At 68.2% G+C, this 17,503-nt stretch carries 13 protein-coding genes and 1 pseudogene; 11 read left to right on the forward strand and 3 right to left on the reverse strand.

Translation table 11 applies throughout. The annotated features are described in order from the left end of the window. Positions 1–158 precede the first annotated feature (158 nt). Positions 159–3,317 (forward strand): DUF1349 domain-containing protein, encoded by a 3,159-nt coding sequence (locus IG99_RS20105; RefSeq protein WP_078947797.1) that lies wholly within the window; start codon positions 159–161, stop codon positions 3,315–3,317. 153 nt (positions 3,318–3,470) lie between these two features. Here the strand turns inward: IG99_RS20105 and IG99_RS20110 are convergent, their stop codons facing one another. Then, on the reverse strand, positions 3,471–4,352 hold the full coding sequence (locus IG99_RS20110) for an SPL family radical SAM protein (RefSeq protein ID WP_037675864.1): 882 nt from the start codon (positions 4,350–4,352) through the stop codon (positions 3,471–3,473). Between the two features lie 758 nt (positions 4,353–5,110). Here IG99_RS20110 and IG99_RS20120 point away from each other — a divergent pair. Both IG99_RS20120 and IG99_RS20125 read left to right on the forward strand, forming a co-directional pair. Beyond that, positions 5,111–5,503 (forward strand): nuclear transport factor 2 family protein, encoded by a 393-nt coding sequence (locus IG99_RS20120; RefSeq protein WP_037675866.1) that lies wholly within the window; start codon positions 5,111–5,113, stop codon positions 5,501–5,503. 75 nt (positions 5,504–5,578) lie between these two features. Then, positions 5,579–6,003: pseudogene (locus tag IG99_RS20125) on the forward strand (PPOX class F420-dependent oxidoreductase). Positions 6,004–6,081: 78 nt separating this feature from the next. Here the strand turns inward: IG99_RS20125 and IG99_RS20130 are convergent. Continuing rightward, on the reverse strand, positions 6,082–6,597 hold the full coding sequence (locus tag IG99_RS20130; RefSeq protein WP_037675867.1) for a MarR family winged helix-turn-helix transcriptional regulator: 516 nt from the start codon (positions 6,595–6,597) through the stop codon (positions 6,082–6,084). Positions 6,598–6,837: 240 nt separating this feature from the next. On the opposite strand from IG99_RS20130, the gene IG99_RS20135 reads away from it, so the two are divergent. The 3 genes from IG99_RS20135 (at position 6,838) to IG99_RS20140 (ending at position 8,341) form a co-directional block, all read left to right on the forward strand. Beyond that, a complete protein-coding gene (locus IG99_RS20135; protein WP_158973205.1) occupies positions 6,838–7,056 on the forward strand; it encodes a hypothetical protein in 219 nt (72 codons plus the stop codon). Positions 7,057–7,752: 696 nt separating this feature from the next. Beyond that, entirely contained in the window at positions 7,753–7,935 is a 183-nt protein-coding gene (locus IG99_RS48775; RefSeq protein WP_158973206.1) for a hypothetical protein, read from the forward strand. A 28-nt stretch (positions 7,936–7,963) separates the two neighbouring features. Beyond that, complete coding sequence (locus IG99_RS20140) at positions 7,964–8,341, forward strand: hypothetical protein (protein ID WP_037675870.1); 378 nt, start codon at positions 7,964–7,966, stop codon at positions 8,339–8,341. 73 nt (positions 8,342–8,414) lie between these two features. On the opposite strand, the gene IG99_RS20145 is transcribed toward IG99_RS20140, so the two are convergent. After that, the gene (locus IG99_RS20145) at positions 8,415–9,071 is read right to left on the reverse strand and encodes a TetR family transcriptional regulator (RefSeq protein WP_267882543.1); all 657 of its coding nucleotides are present in this window, start codon (positions 9,069–9,071) and stop codon (positions 8,415–8,417) included. A 155-nt stretch (positions 9,072–9,226) separates the two neighbouring features. Between IG99_RS20145 and IG99_RS20150 the strand changes: the two genes are divergently transcribed. The 5 genes from IG99_RS20150 (at position 9,227) to IG99_RS49615 (ending at position 17,415) form a co-directional block, all read left to right on the forward strand. Continuing rightward, complete coding sequence (locus IG99_RS20150; protein ID WP_037675872.1) at positions 9,227–11,782, forward strand: beta-glucosidase family protein; 2,556 nt, start codon at positions 9,227–9,229, stop codon at positions 11,780–11,782. A gap of 76 nt (positions 11,783–11,858) precedes the next feature. Continuing rightward, a complete protein-coding gene (locus tag IG99_RS20155) occupies positions 11,859–13,157 on the forward strand; it encodes an extracellular solute-binding protein (RefSeq protein WP_037675874.1) in 1,299 nt (432 codons plus the stop codon). Between the two features lie 31 nt (positions 13,158–13,188). Further along, positions 13,189–14,166 (forward strand): carbohydrate ABC transporter permease, encoded by a 978-nt coding sequence (locus tag IG99_RS20160; RefSeq protein WP_037675875.1) that lies wholly within the window; start codon positions 13,189–13,191, stop codon positions 14,164–14,166. A gap of 7 nt (positions 14,167–14,173) precedes the next feature. After that, the gene (locus IG99_RS20165; protein ID WP_037675877.1) at positions 14,174–15,043 is read left to right on the forward strand and encodes a carbohydrate ABC transporter permease; all 870 of its coding nucleotides are present in this window, start codon (positions 14,174–14,176) and stop codon (positions 15,041–15,043) included. Between the two features lie 107 nt (positions 15,044–15,150). Continuing rightward, entirely contained in the window at positions 15,151–17,415 is a 2,265-nt protein-coding gene (locus tag IG99_RS49615) for a discoidin domain-containing protein (RefSeq protein ID WP_051865616.1), read from the forward strand. Positions 17,416–17,503: the final 88 nt, after the last annotated feature.

Raw genomic sequence — 17,503 nt, forward strand, 5'->3', positions numbered from 1 at the left:
GTGCTGACCCCCGGCCAATTCCGCGTGCGCAATCTATTGACGAAATTCATATGACGTCTAATGTTACAGCCCTATTTCCCTTCCCCTCCTGTGCCGCTGGGCTCTCCCCCGCCCGCGATGGGCACCGCAGGCTCCCTGAACCACCCGGAAGGTGTCACGTGCGAACAACCCGCATTCGTCCCTCGGTTCCCAACCGGCTCAGATCATGGCTGGCCACAGCCGCCGTGCTCACCGCCTCAACCGCCGCGGTCCTCGTCCAGGCCGGACCGGCCTTCGCGGCCGGCACGACGCTCTACGCCGCGCCGAGCGGCTCCGGCACCGCCTGCTCCGCGAGCCAGCCGTGCTCCATCACCCAGGCCAAGACCAATGTGCGGGCGATCAACAGCTCCATGACGGCCGACATCACCGTCGAGCTCGCCGACGGCACCTACCGGCTCTCCGCGCCGCTCACCTTCACCTCGGCGGACTCGGGCACAGGCGGCTACACGGTGAACTGGAAGGCCGCGCTCGGCGCCCGTCCCGTCATCACCGGAGCGCAGAAGGCCACCGGCTGGACCGTGCAGGACTCGGCCAAGAACATCTGGAAGACCAACGTCGGCACCGGCTTCGACGCGCGCCATCTGTCCGTCGACGGCGTCCTGGCCACCCGGGCCCGCACCGCGCTCACCCGCTCCTACCTGACCGCGACCAGCAGCGGCTACACGTTCACCAACAGCTCGCTGAGCTACCTCAACAGCCTTGCCCAGCCCGGCCGGACCGAGATCCACGGCATCGGATCCTTCACCGACCGCTATGCGCCGGTGACTGGCATCAGCAGCGGCACCATCACGATGGCCCAGCCTTCGTGGGACAACAACACGTTCGGCTACGACACCCTGACAAGCCCCTTCCGGTCCGGCCCTCTCTACATCGAGAACGCCTACGAGTTCCTCGACGCGGCCGGCGAGTGGTACCTCGACACCACCACCGGCACCCTGTACTACAAGCCGCTCTCCGGGCAGGACATGAGCACGGCCGATGTCGAGGTGCCGAAGCTGCAGTCGATCATCAACGTCGGGGGGACCTACTCCTCACCCGCCACCCACATCGCCTTCTCAGGGCTTCAGTTCTCGGGCACCAGCTGGCTGGACCCCACCACCCAGGGCTACGCCAGCCAGCAGACCGGCGCCTACCTCACCGGTACCTGGGACCGTCCGTCGGACGCGCTGACCTCCTGCCAGAGCGGCTGCCAGCTCTTCGAAGCAACACGCCCTCACTGGGAGCAGATGCCCTCCGCCGTCCAGGTCTCGGCCGCCGACCACATCACGTTCACCGGCAACCGGTTCACCCAGCTCGGACAGAGCGGCCTCGGTATCGGCAACGACGCCAACGCCCACACCACCGGCGTGGGTCTCGGCGCCGACACCGTCACCGCGACCGGCAACGTCTTCACCCAGGACGCGGGCGGCGGCATCGTCGTCGGCGGTCTTCAGGCGGACGCGCACCACCCCGGTGACAGCCGGATGGCCAACCGGAACATCACGCTGAGCAACAACCTCATCCACGACGTGGCGCTGGAGTACCGCGACATGTCGGCCATCCTCGTCACGTACGTGAACGGCGCGACCGTCTCGCACAACGAGGTGTACAACCTGCCCTACTCCGGCCTCACCATCGGTTACGGCTGGGGCGTCAACGACGTCGGCGGCAGCCAGGACTACGTCAACCGGGGGCTGTACAACTACCAGCCCACCTACACGACGGCGACCACCGCCGCGAACAACCACGTCACCGACAACTACATCCACGACATCATGCAGCAGATGACCGACGGCGGCTGCATGTACACCCTGTCGGCGTCACCGGGCAGCACCTTCGAACGCAACTACTGCCACACCAACAACGGCTACTTCGGCTTCTACCACGACGAGGGCTCACGGAACTTCACGGACACCAACAACGTCTTCCGCAACACCGGCAGCTGGGGCCACGAGAACGCCAGCTCGACCAACAACACCGGCGCCCTGACCCTCACCGACAACTGGACGAACAACAGTTCCGCGAACATCACCAACACCAACGGCCGCGGTGACGTGGTGAGCGGCACCGTCGTCGTCAGCAACGGCAGCTGGCCGTCAGGTGCCAAGACGGTCATGGACAGTGCCGGTATCCAGCCGCTGTACCGTCCGATGGCCACCGATCCCGTCAACTCGCCCTACAGCGCCTACTCCTCCACTCCGGCCAACACCGGCCAGAGCGGCGGCCGCTTCACCATCACCGACGCGGGCGCGGACATCTGGGGAGCCGGCGGACAGCACGACGACGCCTACGGCACCGTCTTCCGAAACGGGGCGGCCGCCAACGGGACCTCGGTGACCGCCCAGGTCGACAACCTGGACAACAGCAACGGCTGGGCCAAAGCCGGCGTCGTCCTGCGCAACGACCTACCGGGCAAAGGCTCTTCCGCCGGATACACGGTCGTCACGGCGACTCCGAGCAACGGCGTCAACTTCCAGTGGGACTCCAACGCCGACGGTTACCTCGACCAGCTCACCTCCACGGCTTCCGCCGTCAAAGCGCCGGTCTGGGTGCGGCTCACCCGCACCGCCACCACGGTGTCCGCCTACTACTCCACCGACGGATCCACCTTCACCCAGGTCGGCTCGACGGTGACCCTGCCGTCCATGGCGTCCACCCAGGACGCCGGTGTCATCCACACGGCCCACAGCACCGCCGCCGGCAGCGCGACATTCAGCAACCTGCAGATCGTCACCTCTCCCTTCAGGGCTTACAGTTCGACTCCGGCCGCCGTCAGCCAAAGCGGCGGAGTGACCTCCCTGACCAGCGCGGGCATCGACGTATGGCGCTCCGGCACGGCATACGACGACGAGTATGCCGCCGCCTACCAGACGGGGGCCGCTGGAACGTCCTCGACCGTCACCGTCCGCGTCGCCAGTCAGGACAAGACCAACAGCTGGGCCAAAGCCGGCCTGATGCTGCGCAACAACATCGCCTCCGCCGGCTCGTCCGCCGGGTACCTCGTCCTCGCCACCACCCCCGGCAACGGAATCGCCCTGTCGTCGGACTCCAACGGTGACGGCTACCTCGACGCCAACACCATCAAAACCGGAAGCGCCACGGTCGCACCGGTCTGGCTCCGCCTGGTCAGGAGCGGTACGTCGGTCACCGGCTCCTACTCCGTCGACGGCACCACCTGGACCACTGTCGGCACCGCGACACTGACCGGGGCGAACAGCACGGAGGACGCGGGCATGTTCTCCACGGCCCACGCCGGAACCATCGGCACCACCAACTTCAGCCAGTTCTCCGTCAGCTGACGAAGCGGTCCGGGTCACGATCTCCGAAACGAGCTCTGTGTGCCGGTGCGGCCTCCTCACCGGCACACGGAGACTCGCCATGTCCACATGAAGGGTGGCCAGTTGGGTACCTGGTTGGCGCTCCATCGCCTGAACGCTGCCACTGCGACGCGCTCACGCCGAGCCGGCCAGCCTCTGCCGCAGGGCGTCATTGTCGTCGTGGTGGACGACCTCGTCGAAACGCAGCCGCAGCCCGTGCTTGGCCAGTAGGCCGGCCACGATCGCGTCGAGCTGTTCGCGGTGTTCGTTGGATCGGGCCTGTACGTACGCCTCGCGCACCTCGTCGGGTTCGTCGGCGAGGACTTGGTCCATGCGCTCGCGGATGTACCGCTTGAGGTTGATGTGTTCCATGAACACCTCGGTGATGCCCGCTTCGACGAGCTGTCCGAAGAGTTGGTCCAGGAGTTCGGGCTGGGCGGCGAAGTGGGGCAGGAGCGGGCCGACGAAGGCGAAGGTGGGGATGCCGGCCTCGCGTAGTTCCGTGAGGGTGCGCAGGCGGCGGGAGGCGAGCGGGGCACGGACCTCCAGCCAGCGACTGACCTTGTCGTCCGCGGTGGTCACGGTCATGCCGACCTCCGCCCGGGGCAGGCTGATGAGCAGGTCGATGTCGCGGGTGACGACGGGCGACTTGGTCAGGATGCGGACCAGGCCCGGGTACTCGACGGTCTTCAGTTCGCGCAGGATGCCGCGGGTGAGCCGGTACTTGGTCTCGTGGCCCTGGTAGGGGTCGGTGACCGAGCTGAGCAGCATCGTGCCGTGGCGCTTGTGCTCAGGCATCCTGGCCAGTTCTTTGCGGGCCAGCTCGACGGCGTTCTTCTTCACGTACAGGTAGTCGCCCCACTCCGTGACCGACCGGCCGAACTGCCGCCCCGCGAAGGAGGCGAAGCAGTACGCGCAGCCCAGAACGCAGCCGGTGTAGGGGTTGATCACGTAGTCGTTCGACGGGGTCTTCGACTTCTGGATCAGGGTCTTCGCCTCGATCTCGACCGGTTCCATGACGGGAGTCCTCTCCGGTGTCGGCCGCCCGCGCGCGGGCGGCCTCGTTCCTGTGCTGTGCGCGGGGCGAGGCGACTGGACGCCTAACCTGCATCACATGGAACAATAATCTCTGGAAGTTGATTCCATGGAATCTAAATGGTTTGCTGGATGGGCGGCTGATCCGGTCCCTTGATTGCCCGCCTCCGACAGGCGGGCCCCGTGAGCCGTTCCGGCGGAGCGCGGCCATCGACCTCCTGATCGAGCGCACTCCGAAGGGTTACTTTGTCCAGATACGAGACTTTCAAGGAGCGGGTGTGATGACGGTCCCCGCCTTCAACTCGGTCGCCCACTCCCGCAGGGCCCCCACTGTTCCCCGACCGGGAGGCTCGATGCCCGGCACCAGCGCGAAGAGATCCCCGCCCACGTCTACGGCCGCCCGACCGCCCTGACGTAAGCGGCGACAACGCCGTCCTGGAGCACGTCGAGAAGATTCCTGGGAGGTTCGCTCGAGTCGACACCGCGACCCCCGTCCTCGGCGGCGCAGGCATGGCCTTCGCCTTCGACAACGCTCTGTTCGCCCTCGACAGCGCCCAGGGCGCCGAGACCGCACAGATACTCGGCGCCCGCCAGGCCGTCCCCGCCCGCTTCGACAGCTGGGACCACTCCAAAAAGGCCGAAACGAGGTCGAGGCCGCGTTCACCGAAGCCGGCCTCGCCGATCGCCTCGACTTCGCCCGCTCACCACTGCCCCGCGCAAGAACCCAAGGAGCAAGCGACATGACCAGTTCACACATCGACATCGCCCGCACCTACTTCCAGGCCGTCCAGACTGGAGACATGGCCACTCTCGGAGAACTCCTCGACGCCGACATCGTCTGGCACCAGCCCGGTGCCAACCAGTTTTCCGGCGAACACAAGGGTCAAGGCGCCGTCTTCCAGATGCTCGGCAGCATGATGGAGGCCAGCCAGGGCACCTTCGCCATCGACAAGATCCATAGCCTCACGGGCAACGGCGACCTGGTTGCTGCCACCATCCACTTCACCGGCCGCCGCGACGACGCGTCGATGAGCATGGACGGCGTCGACCTCCTGCGTATCGAGAACGGCAAGATCACCGAGATGTGGCTCTTCTCCGCCGACCCGGCCGCCGAAGACGCCTTCTGGGGCTAGAACCCGCGGTGTCCGGGGCTGAACTCGGCCCCGGACACCCATGAACCGATCCGTACACACGCGAAAGGCACCCGCATGCGGAAGATGACCGAGCAGCATTGGCGGGCGTTCGTCACGTACGGCACCCGCACCGGCAAGCTGTCCACCGCCCGCGCCGAAGGCAGCCCCCATGTCACACCGGTCTGGTTCTTCCTCGACGGCGACGACATCGTGCTCACCACCGAGAAGAACGGGGTCAAGGGCCGCAACCTCGCCCGCGACGGACGGTTCGCCCTGTGCGTCGACGAGGACCGGCCCCGTACGCGTTCGTCCTCCTCCAAGGCCGCGCGACGATCTCCGAAGACCCGGACGACATGCTGCGCTGGAGCGGCCTTCTGGGTACCCGGTACATGGGCGACGACCGCACCGAAGAGTACGCCGCACGAAACGGCGGCCCCGGCAACCTCCTCGTCCGGGGTTGCATCGACAAGGTGATCGCCTTCGCCGGTATCGCCGACTGAAGCGTTTGCCGACGGGCCGGGGACTGCGATCATCCGGCCTGGCCGATCAACCCATGAGCACTGCCGAGCCGTCGCGCCTCACGATGCCGGTCGGCCAGGCTGCCTCGGCGCCCGCTTGGCCGGCACCGGCGTCTGTGCGGCGGCCTTCCGTTCCGCCTCCAAGGCGCGCCCGGCCGCGCGCAGCGTGCTGAGGACCGCAGTCACCTCGCGGACGGACTGCTCAGGAATCACCGACCCGATACGCAGTTCCAGCTCCTCCTCGAAGACCTTCAACGCCCCGTCTACCAGCTTCCGCCCCTCGGGCGTGAGCTCGACGATCGAGGAACGGCGGTCGTTCGGATTGGCCCGCCGCCCACACAGGCCCGCCGCCTCCAGGCGATCGACCACCTTGCTCGTTCCACCCACCGTGATCGAAAACTCCTCCGCGATGTCCTGGATCCGCCGCCCTGGGTGCTGCAGCAGCAGGTGCAACACCTCGAACGAGGTCAGCGGCAGGTCGTACTCCGCCCTCAATCGCCCCTCGATGCCATCCCACAGCTCGATCTCCAGGGAAACCAGCTCCCGGTACAGCAGCTTCAGGTCAGCGTCAGCCATCACTCATCTTCCGAAGAACCATCTTCCATGGACAGTAAATTGTAGGCTACTGCCGTCCCCGTCCTGCGGACCGGAGTCCCTCCCCGTGCGGCCCGACCTGGTTGCTGAACTCCGACGTTGCCGGGCTGGGCGGTGCTCTCGACGCCGCTGCTCCCGCAGGCGCCGGTGGGGTCGGACCATGCTCAGAGGGTCATGCGGATCGTCCTGGAGGATGTCGCCAGCAGTGCCATCCAATCCCAGATGAGTGAGCCCAATCGACAGTTGCTCCTCTCCGACCTGGACAGGCTGGCCGTCGGAGCGCGCGCCGAGTGGGGCCAGTTGCTGCTGGACATGCTGGCCGCTGCGCGATGGAAGGGCAATCCGCTGCGGGTGGGTTCAAGACCGGTTTCCGGCCTGGCGGGATCGGCCTCACGCCCCGTGAAGTCGTCCAATCTGGACCCGTTGGGGACACAAGGATAGGAAAGACCGACAAAGGTAGGGGAGCGTCAACACGGTTCACCCCATCTGACCTGCAAGAACGTCACGGATCAGCGTAGAAACTCAAGGGCCGCCAAGATCCTCAAAGGACTCATAATCCGTCGGCCGTGGGTTCGAGTCCCACCCGCCCCACCAGTGCATGTCTCTGACCTGCGGAAACGTTCATTTTGTCCTGTCGGCGCGTCAACTTCGCCTGAACGGAGTGAATCCGCTGCTCGCGACTTCTGAGCGGGGCGAGACTCTTACTCCCATGCCGAGCAGATGCCGCGCTGACCTGCGGTAATGCTGATGATCAGCAACTGTGTCGGCGAGCTGGCAGCATCCCCTCGGCTTCATTTCATGATCCTGGGGACGTGTTGGGGACGCGGGGTTCCGAAGGGGCCTGCTGACAACCGTCCGCGATGACCCTCTGTCCGGCCGCCCGGGAGCTTCCGTGCGGGATTGCTGACCGAGTTCGGCCGCACCTTCGAGGTACTCCATCGCGTCGGCACCGGGGCGTGAGGGTCCGGTACGCGGTGCGCGGGAACTGCCCGAACAGAAAACGGCCCGGTCTGTTCGATGAGCTGCTCGAGTGGGGTGCCGGCGTCGCCCCGAGCAGCCCATGGCAGGTCGGGACTCGCCGCGGCGAGGTTGTCCTCGGCGAGGGCGTGCAGGGGCAGACTGTCTGGTGCGGTCATCGTGCTGATCTCCTTCGAGCTTCGACATCTCGAAGATCAGCCGGTGGCCGTTCATCCATGCGGGCGCCATCCCGATGCCGCACCGCCGCAGCAGGCCGCCGCAGCCGTCCCGGAAGGCCCGCGATCCGCAGAGCCCGGCGACGAGCCGCATCCGTCCTACGCCCCGATCGTCGGCCTCCTCTGAGCAGAAACCCTCAACCGGAAGGACGTCCGTGGCGCACACCGTCTACGACGTCACCACCTTCAAGGGCAGCGTCTCCCCGTACAAGGACGTCGGCAAGGTGATCAACGAGATCATCGCCGGCATCAAGTCGAAGCAGACCACCCAGAGCACCAGACCCGGCGTGACCGCCAACCAGTTCTCCTTCTCCGTCCCGGCCGGCAACATCACGCCGTCCGGAGCCGACCCCACACTCGTTCTCGTCGCCGGAGGCGACCGCAACTACCTGGCCACCAACAACATCAAGGCCAACCTCGACGTCAAGATCGTCCTCGACTCCTCCACCACCAAGACGAAACTCCTGTACACCGGCACCAGCGACCAACTCCAGGCGTACACGAACGACTACGCACTCGTGGCCACCCCCTGAACAGGCCACCCGAGCGCGGGCACGGAGGGCATCAGCAGAGTCTCCGTGTCCGCGCACGTGCATGCGCGACCCCTCACAAGGCCTCTGACCGCTGTTGATCGGGCTTGTCGGCCAAGCCGCCCAAGAGGGCGTTGATGGCCCGCTCGGTGGAGGCGGCCATGTCGACGGAGTCGGGGGCGAGGAGCCACTGGATCTGAAGGCCGTCCATGACGGCGATGATGGCGTTGGCCGCGTCTTCGAGGTCGAGGTCGGGGCGCGTCTCGCCGAGTTCGCACGCTTCGGCGAGAGCGTCGGTGACGAAGGTGCGCAGGCCGGTGTAGCGGTCGCGGAAGTAGTCCTGGGCGGGGTGGCCTTCGGTGACGCTCTCCGCCGAGAGGACCGCGTACAGCCGGACGATGCCTTCGCGTTCGGTGTTGCGGCGGACGGTGTCGACGAGGTGGCGCAGAAAGGCCAGGCCGCGGGGGCGGTCGGGGCCGAGCTGTTCGATGTCGGTCGCGTCGCGCAGGTCCAGCACGCTGGTGAGCAGCTGGGCCTTGGAGCGGAAGTAGTGCAGGACGCCGGCCTGGGTGACTCCGGCGCGGTCGGCGATCTCCTGGAGTGAGGCGTTGTTGTAGCCGCGCGCCGCGAACGTGTCCATGGCGATCCGCAGGATCTCCTGCCGTCGCTGCTGGGCTTTGAGGCTCTTTCCCGCGCGGGGCTGCCGCTCCCCGTTCGGCGTGCTCTCGCTCATCATGCGGAGTCTACGGGGCTGTCTGTCAGTGGTCACCTTCCGATCAAACCCGAGAAAGAACTTACGCACAAGGGCTTACTAAGTACTTAGTAAGTGTGCTTTTCTGCTCTCCGTTCCGCCCGATTCGTGCCGCGCCCCGGCCTGGAAGGACGAGCATGAGCCGCCCCGCCCTCCCCGATGACACCGAACTCCGTCACCGCGTCCGCGGTTTGGACCTGGACTCCAAGGTCCGGCTGCTGACCGGCGCCGGCCTGTGGAGACTCCCGGCAGAGCCCCGGCTCGGTCTGTCCGCGGTGACGATGTCCGACGGCCCGCAGGGCGTACGGGGGACCGGCGACGACCCGGACGAGACCGGCCTGCTGGCGCCCGCGCCGAGTGCGCTGGCGGCGGCCTGGGACACCGAGCTCGCGGAGCGGCTCGGGGAGCTGTTCGCCACGGAGGCCCGCCGGAAGGGGGTCGACGTGGTGCTGGCGCCGGTGGTCAACCTCCAGCGCACGCCGGTCGCCGGGCGCCACTTCGAGTACTTCTCCGAGGACCCGCTGCTCACCGGCACGCTGGCCGCCGCCGTCGTGCGCGGTCTGCAGAGCCGGGGCGTGGGCGCGTGCCTCAAGCACTTCGTGGCCAACGACTCCGAGACCGACCGCACCGAGTACCGAGCCCGGCTGGACGAGCGGACGCTGCGGGAGGTCTACCTGGCCCCCTTCCAGCAGGTCCTCGCCGAGGCCGAGCCGTGGAGCGTCATGGCCGCGTACTCGGGCGTCGACGACGGGACCGAGTCCGCGCGGATGACCGAGCACACACGGCTGGTGCGCGAGGTGCTGAAGGGGGAGTGGGGGTACGACGGGCCCGTGGTCAGTGACTGGGCCGCGACCCGTTCCACCGTGGCCTCGGCGGTGGGTGGACTGGATCTGGCGATGCCCGGCCCCGAGCCCCTGTGGGGCCGCCCTCTCGCCGAGGCCGTGCGTGCGGGCGAGGTGGACGAGCAACTCGTCGACGACAAGGTGCTCCGGCTGCTGCGGCTGGCCTCGCGCGTCGGCCGGCTCGACGAGCCGGGGCCGGCCTCCGTCCCGACCGCGCCCCCCGTCTCGACCGCGCCCACTCCGGAGGAGTTCCGGTTGCTGCGCGAGGTCGCCGCACGGGGCACGGTGCTGCTCCGCGACGAGGCGGACCTGCTGCCGCTGACCTCGGACGGCATCCGCAGCGTGGCGCTGATCGGCCCCAACGCCGTCGCACCGTACCTCCAGGGCGGCGGCAGCGCCTACGTCCCCGCGGTACGCACCGTGTCCTACGAGGAAGGACTGCGCGCCGCACTCCCCGAGGACGTCCAGCTGACCGTGCACCGGGGCGGCGACGCCCGCCTGCGCCTGCCGTACGCCTCCGCCGAGCTGCTCACCGACCCCGACAGCGGCGCGACGGGCATACGCGCCGACCACCTGGACGCCGAAGGCAACCGCATCGGCGGCGAGATCCGTGCCACCGGCGACTGGACCACGTACGACGGCTTCGGCCCGGCGATCGACCGGGTGCTCCTGCGCACGGAGCTGACCCTCACCCAACCGGGCACGCACCGCCTGGAATTCGGATGCTCAGGACGCTTCAGCGTGAGCGTCGACGGCGAGGAGGTCCTGGCCGGCGAGGACGACCGGGGAGTGGAGCTGGTGCTGGAGTCCAGCCACAACCACCCGCCCCAGCGGGGGATCGACATCGAGGCCGGGCCGGAAGGGCGCAAGCTCGCCCTCGCCCTGGACCTCACCGTCGTGGACGCCGGTGGCTACGGCCGCTTCGTCACCGCCCAGGTCCGGCACGCCCCGCCCGGCCCGACCCCGTACGAGGAGATCGCCGAAGCCGCCGCGGCAGCTCAGGCGGCCGATGTGGCCGTCGTCGTGGTGGGCACCAACGAGGAGGTCGAGTCCGAGGGCTGGGACCGCACCGGCCTCGACCTGCCCGGCCACCAGAACGAACTGGTCCGCAAGGTGATCGCCGCCAACCCGCGCACCATCGTGGTCGTCAACGCCGGTGCCCCGGTGCTGCTGCCCTGGGCCGATGAAGCCCCCGCCCTGCTGTGGGCGTGGCTGCCGGGCCAGGAGGCCGGTCACGCGCTCGCCGATGTGCTGCTGGGCCGTACCGAGCCGTCGGGCCGACTGCCGTGGACGCTGCCCGCCCGCGCCGAGGACGTCCCCGTTCCCGACGCCCGCCCCCGCGACGGAATCGTGGACTACGCCGAGGGCGTCCACGTCGGTCACCGGGCCTGGGACCGGGACGGGCTCGTCCCCGCCTTCCCGTTCGGTCACGGTCTGGGCTGGACCCGATGGGCGTACGAGTCCGTGACCCTCTCCCCGACTCCCGTCTCCGCCGCCTCCCCGACCAGCCCCGCAGGCGGAGACGGGCTCAATCTGACCGTGGCACTGACCAACACCGGCCCCCGGGCCGGCCGTGAGGTCGTCCAGGTCTACCTGGAGCCACCGCAGGACGGCTCCGACCGGCAGGTGCGCCTGCTCGCCGGCTTCGCCACGATCCAGGCGGCGCCCGGCGAACGCGTCACCGCCGAGGTACGCGTGCCCGCCCGCGCCTTCGAGATCTGGGACGGCGAGGCGAGTGCGTGGCGCACTCCGCCGGGGCGCTACCGCCTGCATGTCGGACGTTCCAGCCGTGAGCCGCGTCTCACCGCCGAAGTGACCGTCGACGACGGCCGCCGGCACCCCGCAGTCTGAGCCACCCCCGGCTGCTCAACCCTTTTGCCCCGCCCCGGCCTCACCCTCATCAGCACGACCGCAAGGAGCCGCAACCATGAGCACCATCCGTCCCGCCACCAGAACCCTTCAGATCGCCTGTGCCACCATCGCGGCGGCTCTGCTGGCCACCGGCTGCGGCCGCAGCGACGACTCCTCGGCCGCCGACAACGCCCCGGCCAAGATCGGCAGCGGCAAGGCCAAGGGCACGCTGGTCATGTGGTCCATGGGCGACAAGGCCGACAAGGACCTGCAGAGCCTGGCGAAGAAGTTCGAGCAGCAGAACCCGGGCGTGAAGGTGCAGATCACCGCGGTGCCGTGGGACGCCGCGCACGAGAAGCTGACCACCGCGATCGCCGGCGGCAACACCCCGGACATGTCGTTGATCGGCTCCACCTGGATGGCCGAGATGGCCGCCATGAACGGCTTCCAGGCCACCCCGGCGTCCTTCAAGTCGTCCGCGTTCTTCCCGGGCCAGTGGGACACCACGAAGTACAAGGACACCTCCTACGGCGTCCCGTTCATCGCCGACACGTCGGTGATCTACTACCGGAGCGACATCACCACGAAGGCCGGTATCAAGGGCGCTCCCGCCGGCGACTGGGCCGGATATCTGAGGGACCTCAAGGCCATCCAGGCCACCGCGGGTAAGCAGAACCCCAAGCTGCGCAACGCCACCCAGCTCCAGGTCGGCTTCAACTCCTGGCTGTTCTGGCTGCCGATGGTCTGGCAGCAGGGCGGCGACATCTACGACGCCGACGCGAAGAAGTTCACGTTCGACACGCCCGCGGTCACCAAGGCCCTGGAGTACTACAGCGGCGTCTTCAAGGACAAGCTCTCGCCGAACGACAAGACCGACGCCCGCCAGAACATCCAGAACGGTCTGATCGGCACCGTGCAGCAGGGCGCCAGCACCGGCGGCGACCTCCACAAGAACGCCCCCGACCTGGACAGCAAGTGGCAGACCATGCCGCTGCCGAAGGGCACGCAGGCGGCCGGCCTGGCCGGCGGCAGCGACCTGGCGGTCTTCAAGGACGCCAAGAACGCCGACGCGGCCTGGAAGTTCGTCCAGTTCCTGACCGAGCCGAAGAACCTGGCCGCGTACGGGCAGGCGTCCGGCAACCTGCCCGCCGCCGTCCAGTCCTGGTCGGAGGGCGAGCTGAGCGAGAACACCAAGATGGCGGCCTTCGAGACCCAGCTGAAGGTCACCAAGGCCCCGCCGGCCATCACGACCTGGCAGCAGGTCGCCGACGCCATCGACTCCGAGCTGGAAAAGCTCGCCTACGGCAAGACCACCGTCGCCGACGTGCAGAAGACCTTGCAGTCCAAGGCCACCAGCATCGGCGCCGGCCGCTGAGCGCCGACGCCCGCATCCCTCGTACGGACGGATGACCACGATGCCCACGACCACTCTCGCGGGGCAGGGCGCCCAGGAGGGAGACACCGTCGGCAAGCGGCCGGCGGCCACTCCCTCGCTGCGGCGCAGCACCGCGCGAGGCCGCCAGACCCGCGCCGCCTGGGTCCTCGCCGCCCCGTTCCTCGCCCTGTTCCTCGCCTTCATGCTGCTGCCGGTCGTCTGGTCGACGCTGATGAGCCTGACCGACACCCAGAGCGCCGACCTGCGCACACCGCTGAACGTGTCGTTCACCGGCTTCGACAACTACGTACGGCTCTTTGAGGACCCTCAGTTCTTCACCGCCCTGCGCAACACCGGTGTGTTCGTCCTGGTGGCCCTGCCTCTGACGCTGGCCGCCGGACTCGCTGCGGCGGTCGCCCTCGACAGCGGCATCCGCCGCTTCCGTGCCCTCTTCCGGGTCGGCTTCTACCTGCCGGTGATCACCAGCATCGTGGCCGTCGCCGTGGTGTGGAAGACCCTCCTCGAACCCCACGCGGGCCTGGTGAACACCGTCCTCGCCTGGTTCGGGATCGACGGCCCGGCCTGGCTGGCCGACACCCGTTTCGCCCTGCCCGTCATGATCGTGCTGGCCGTATGGCGCAACCTCGGCACCGTCATGATCATCATGCTGGCGGGGCTCCAGTCCGTCCCCCAGTCCCTGATGGAGGCGGCCGAACTCGACGGCGCCGGGGCCTGGCAGCGGTTCTGGCGGGTCACGTTCCCGCTCCTGCGTCCCGCCCTCCTCCTCACCGCTGTCACCACCGGCATCGGCTACCTGCAGTTCTTCGACGAACCCTTCGTCATGACCGACGGCGGACCGCTGGACTCCACGCTGTCGGCCACGCTGTACGCCTACAAGCAGTTCGGCAACGGCAACTACGGCATCGCCTCGGCCGCCGGCTACGTCGTCTTCGTCCTGATCATCGCCCTGACCGTGCTGCAGTTCCGCATGCTGCGGGACAAGGACTGATGCCCCGATGACCACCACCACGATCAACACCGCCAAGGTGCTACGACGCCGCCGCATCCGGCAGGAATGGGGTCGCCCCTGGCTCTACCTGCCGCTCACCGGCCTGCTGCTGCTCATGATCACGCCGTTCCTGTGGATGCTGTCCAGCGCGTTCAAGTCCGAGGGCGACATCCGCAGAGTTCCGCCGGACCTGATTCCCACCAGCCCCACGCTCGCGAACTTTCGCGAGCTGTTCAGCAGCCTCGACTTCACGACGATGTTCGCCAACTCCGTGATCGTGGCCCTGGCTGTCACCGCCGGGAACCTGATCTTCTGCTCCATGCTGGGCTACGCCCTGGCCAAACTGGAGTTCCGGGGGCAGCGCGCGGTGTTCGGCCTGGTCATGGCCACGCTGATGGTGCCGGGCCTGGTCACTTTCGTACCGCTGTACGTACTCGTGGCCAACATGAAGCTGACCGGCTCCCTGCTCGGGCTGATCCTGCCGTTCCTGGCCACCCCGTTCGGGGTCTTCCTGATGCGGCAGTTCATCTCCACCCTGCCCGACGAACTCATCGACGCCGCCCGCGTCGACGGTTGCCGTGAACTGGCCATCTTCTGGAAGATCATTCTTCCGCTGACCAGGCCGGCCCTCGCCACCCTGGGGATCATCACCTTCCTCGGCTCCTGGAACAACTTCCTGTGGCCTCTGGTCGTGGCCCAGAACGAGAGCCAGTACACCCTCCCCGTCGGCCTCGCTCTGGCCAGCAGCGGACAGGACTTCACCCGCTTCGGCGTCCTGCTCGCCGGAGCCGTGGTCGTCCTGCTGCCGGTGACGATCGTCTTCCTTCTGTTCCAGCGCCACTTCGTGGCCGGCATCGCCACGACCGGTCTGAAGTGACATCAGCCCCGGCGCCCTTACCCGGGCCCCACGCGCCGGTTCCGCACCACCCCCGTCATGCACGCGCGCCGCCGTGCATGGCCGTCATGCCCGCAAGGAGCCGCACCATGAACCGCACCACCCGGCAATGGCGCCGGACCGCCCTGACCACCACCGTCGCCGCCGCCGTGCTCGCGACCCTCCCCGCCCTTCCGGCCGCCACCCCGGCCTCCGCCACCCCCACGTCCGGCACGGCGTCGGTCTGGCTGACCGACCCGTCCACCGGCACCTACCTCTCCAAGCAGTCGCCGGTGACCTGGAAGACCAGCGCGGCATCCACGAGCACCAAGACCATCACGGTCGACACCACCCGCAAGTACCAGCAGATGACCGGCTTCGGAGCCTCCTTCACCGACTCCTCCGCCTGGCTGGTCGGCACCAAACTCACCACCAAGCAGCGCAACGCTCTGATGCGCGACCTGTTCAGCCGCAGCGACGGCATCGGTCTGAGCTTCCTGCGCCAGCCCATGGGCGCCACCGACTTCACGGTCAACGGCAACTACTCCTACGACGACATGCCGACCGGCGGGAGCGACCCCACGCTCGCCAACTTCTCCATCGACCAGGACCGGTCGTACACCATCCCCCTGCTGAAGCAGGCCCGAAAGCTCAACCCGCAGCTGACCGTCATGGCCACCCCGTGGAGCCCGCCCGGGTGGATGAAGACCGGCGACACGATGAACGGCGGCCAGATCAAGCCCGCTGCCTACCAGCAACTCGCCGACTACTTCGCCAAGTTCCTCAAGGCGTACAAGGCGGCCGGGGTCCCGGTCCGCTACGTCACCCCGCAGAACGAGCCGCTGAACAACACCTCCGCCTACCCGAGCACGAGCCTGACGGCGGACCAGGCCAAGACCTTCATCAACGACTACCTCGCCCCGACCCTGCGCAAGCAGCACCTGTCCACCGGCATCCTGGGCTACGACCACAACTGGGACGTCACCAGCTACCCCGAGTCCCTGTACAGCGACGCGGCGAGCGCGAAGAACGTCGCCGGAACGGCCTGGCACTGCTATGCCGGTGACGTCTCGGCGCAGTCCGTCGTCCACAACGACTACCCGAACAAGCCCGCCTTCCAGAGCGAGTGCTCCGGCGGCAGCTGGGAGGGCACCGACGCGGGCGCCACCTTCGCCGGAACGATGGACAACATCATCAACGGCCCGCGGAACTGGGCGAAGAGCATCATCCGCTGGAACATCGCCCTCGACGGCTCCAGCGGCCCGACGAACAACGGCTGCCAGGGCTGCCGCCCGGTGGTGACCGTCTCCCAGAACGCCGACGGCACCTACTCGTACAAGCCGACGGCCGACTACTGGGGCCTCGCCCAGGCCAGCAAGTTCGTCCAGCCCGGCGCCCGCCGAGTCGCCTCCAACTCCTTCGGCAAGGGCGACCTCGAGGACGTCGCCTTCACCAACCCCGACGGTTCCACCGCGCTGATCGCCTACAACTCCGGCACTGCAGAGCGCACCTTCACCGTCAGCTGGGGCGACCGCGCCTTCACCTACACGCTCGCCGCGGGAGCAGCCGTCACCTTCACCTGGAACGGCACCCAGCGTGGCAGCACCGCGCCGTCCGCCATCGGCTCGGTCGACATCCCCTTCCGCAACTCCGACGGCAGCCAGGCCCTGATCAGCTACGACAGCAGCATGCTCGCCGAGCAGCCCCAGGTGCGCGTCGGCGACCAGTGGCTCGGCTACACCCTGCCCACCGGTGCCTCGCTCACCCCGCCCACCGGCGACGTGGCCCTGTCCCGCGACGGCTGGCAGGCTTCGGCGTCCGCGAGCAGCTCGGACGACCCGCCGTCCAAGGCCATCGACGGCGACGCGTCCACCCGCTGGAGCCTGGGCCACGGCATGCAGCCCGGCGACTGGTTCCAGGTCGACCTCGGCTCCACCCAGACCTTCGACCAGGTCGTCCTGGACACCACCACCTCGTCCGGCGACTACGTCCGCCAGTACGAGGTGTCCACCTCCGACGACGGCATCACGTGGAGCAAGCCGATCGCGACCGGGGCGGGCAGCACCGTGGCCCGGATCCTGCTGCCCACCACCACCGCTCGCTACATCCGGGTGACCAACGAGGCCGGCTCCGGCAGCTGGTGGTCCATACACGACCTGACCGTCCTCGCTCCCTACGGCAAGGCCACCACAAGTGCGAGCGAGACCGGGGGCGTTCAGCGCAAGAGCGCGGCAATGCCCGACGGCACCCGGCTGACAGCCGTCTACAACTCCGGCGGCAGCATCGCCACGTTCGACGTCCCGTGGGGCGACACGACGTACAGCTACCGCCTGCCCGCCGGTGCCGCAGCGATCTTCACCGCCCGTTCGGCCTGAACCCGAACCTCACCCCCCACAACTCCCCCTCGTGATCTGGGTCATACACCGCGACGCCGCTCTGCGAGCCGCATCGGCAGGCCGTCGT

The sequence above is a fragment of the Streptomyces griseus subsp. griseus genome (genome assembly GCF_000720255.1).
Lineage (GTDB): Bacteria > Actinomycetota > Actinomycetes > Streptomycetales > Streptomycetaceae > Streptomyces > Streptomyces griseus_I.

Excerpts from the sequence above, each read along its gene's own strand:
- IG99_RS20165 (WP_037675877.1), top strand. The coding sequence starts at position 14,174 with ATGACCACCACCACGATCAACACCGCCAAGGTGCTACGACGCCGCCGC.
- IG99_RS20150 (WP_037675872.1), top strand. The coding sequence starts at position 9,227 with ATGAGCCGCCCCGCCCTCCCCGATGACACCGAACTCCGTCACCGCGTC.
- IG99_RS20155 (WP_037675874.1), top strand. The coding sequence starts at position 11,859 with ATGAGCACCATCCGTCCCGCCACCAGAACCCTTCAGATCGCCTGTGCC.
- IG99_RS20135 (WP_158973205.1), top strand. The coding sequence starts at position 6,838 with ATGAGTGAGCCCAATCGACAGTTGCTCCTCTCCGACCTGGACAGGCTG.
- IG99_RS20110 (WP_037675864.1), bottom strand. The coding sequence starts at position 4,352 with ATGGAACCGGTCGAGATCGAGGCGAAGACCCTGATCCAGAAGTCGAAG.
- IG99_RS20160 (WP_037675875.1), top strand. The coding sequence starts at position 13,189 with ATGACCACGATGCCCACGACCACTCTCGCGGGGCAGGGCGCCCAGGAG.
- IG99_RS49615 (WP_051865616.1), top strand. The coding sequence starts at position 15,151 with ATGAACCGCACCACCCGGCAATGGCGCCGGACCGCCCTGACCACCACC.
- IG99_RS20120 (WP_037675866.1), top strand. The coding sequence starts at position 5,111 with ATGACCAGTTCACACATCGACATCGCCCGCACCTACTTCCAGGCCGTC.
- IG99_RS20145 (WP_267882543.1), bottom strand. The coding sequence starts at position 9,071 with ATGAGCGAGAGCACGCCGAACGGGGAGCGGCAGCCCCGCGCGGGAAAG.
- IG99_RS20130 (WP_037675867.1), bottom strand. The coding sequence starts at position 6,597 with ATGGCTGACGCTGACCTGAAGCTGCTGTACCGGGAGCTGGTTTCCCTG.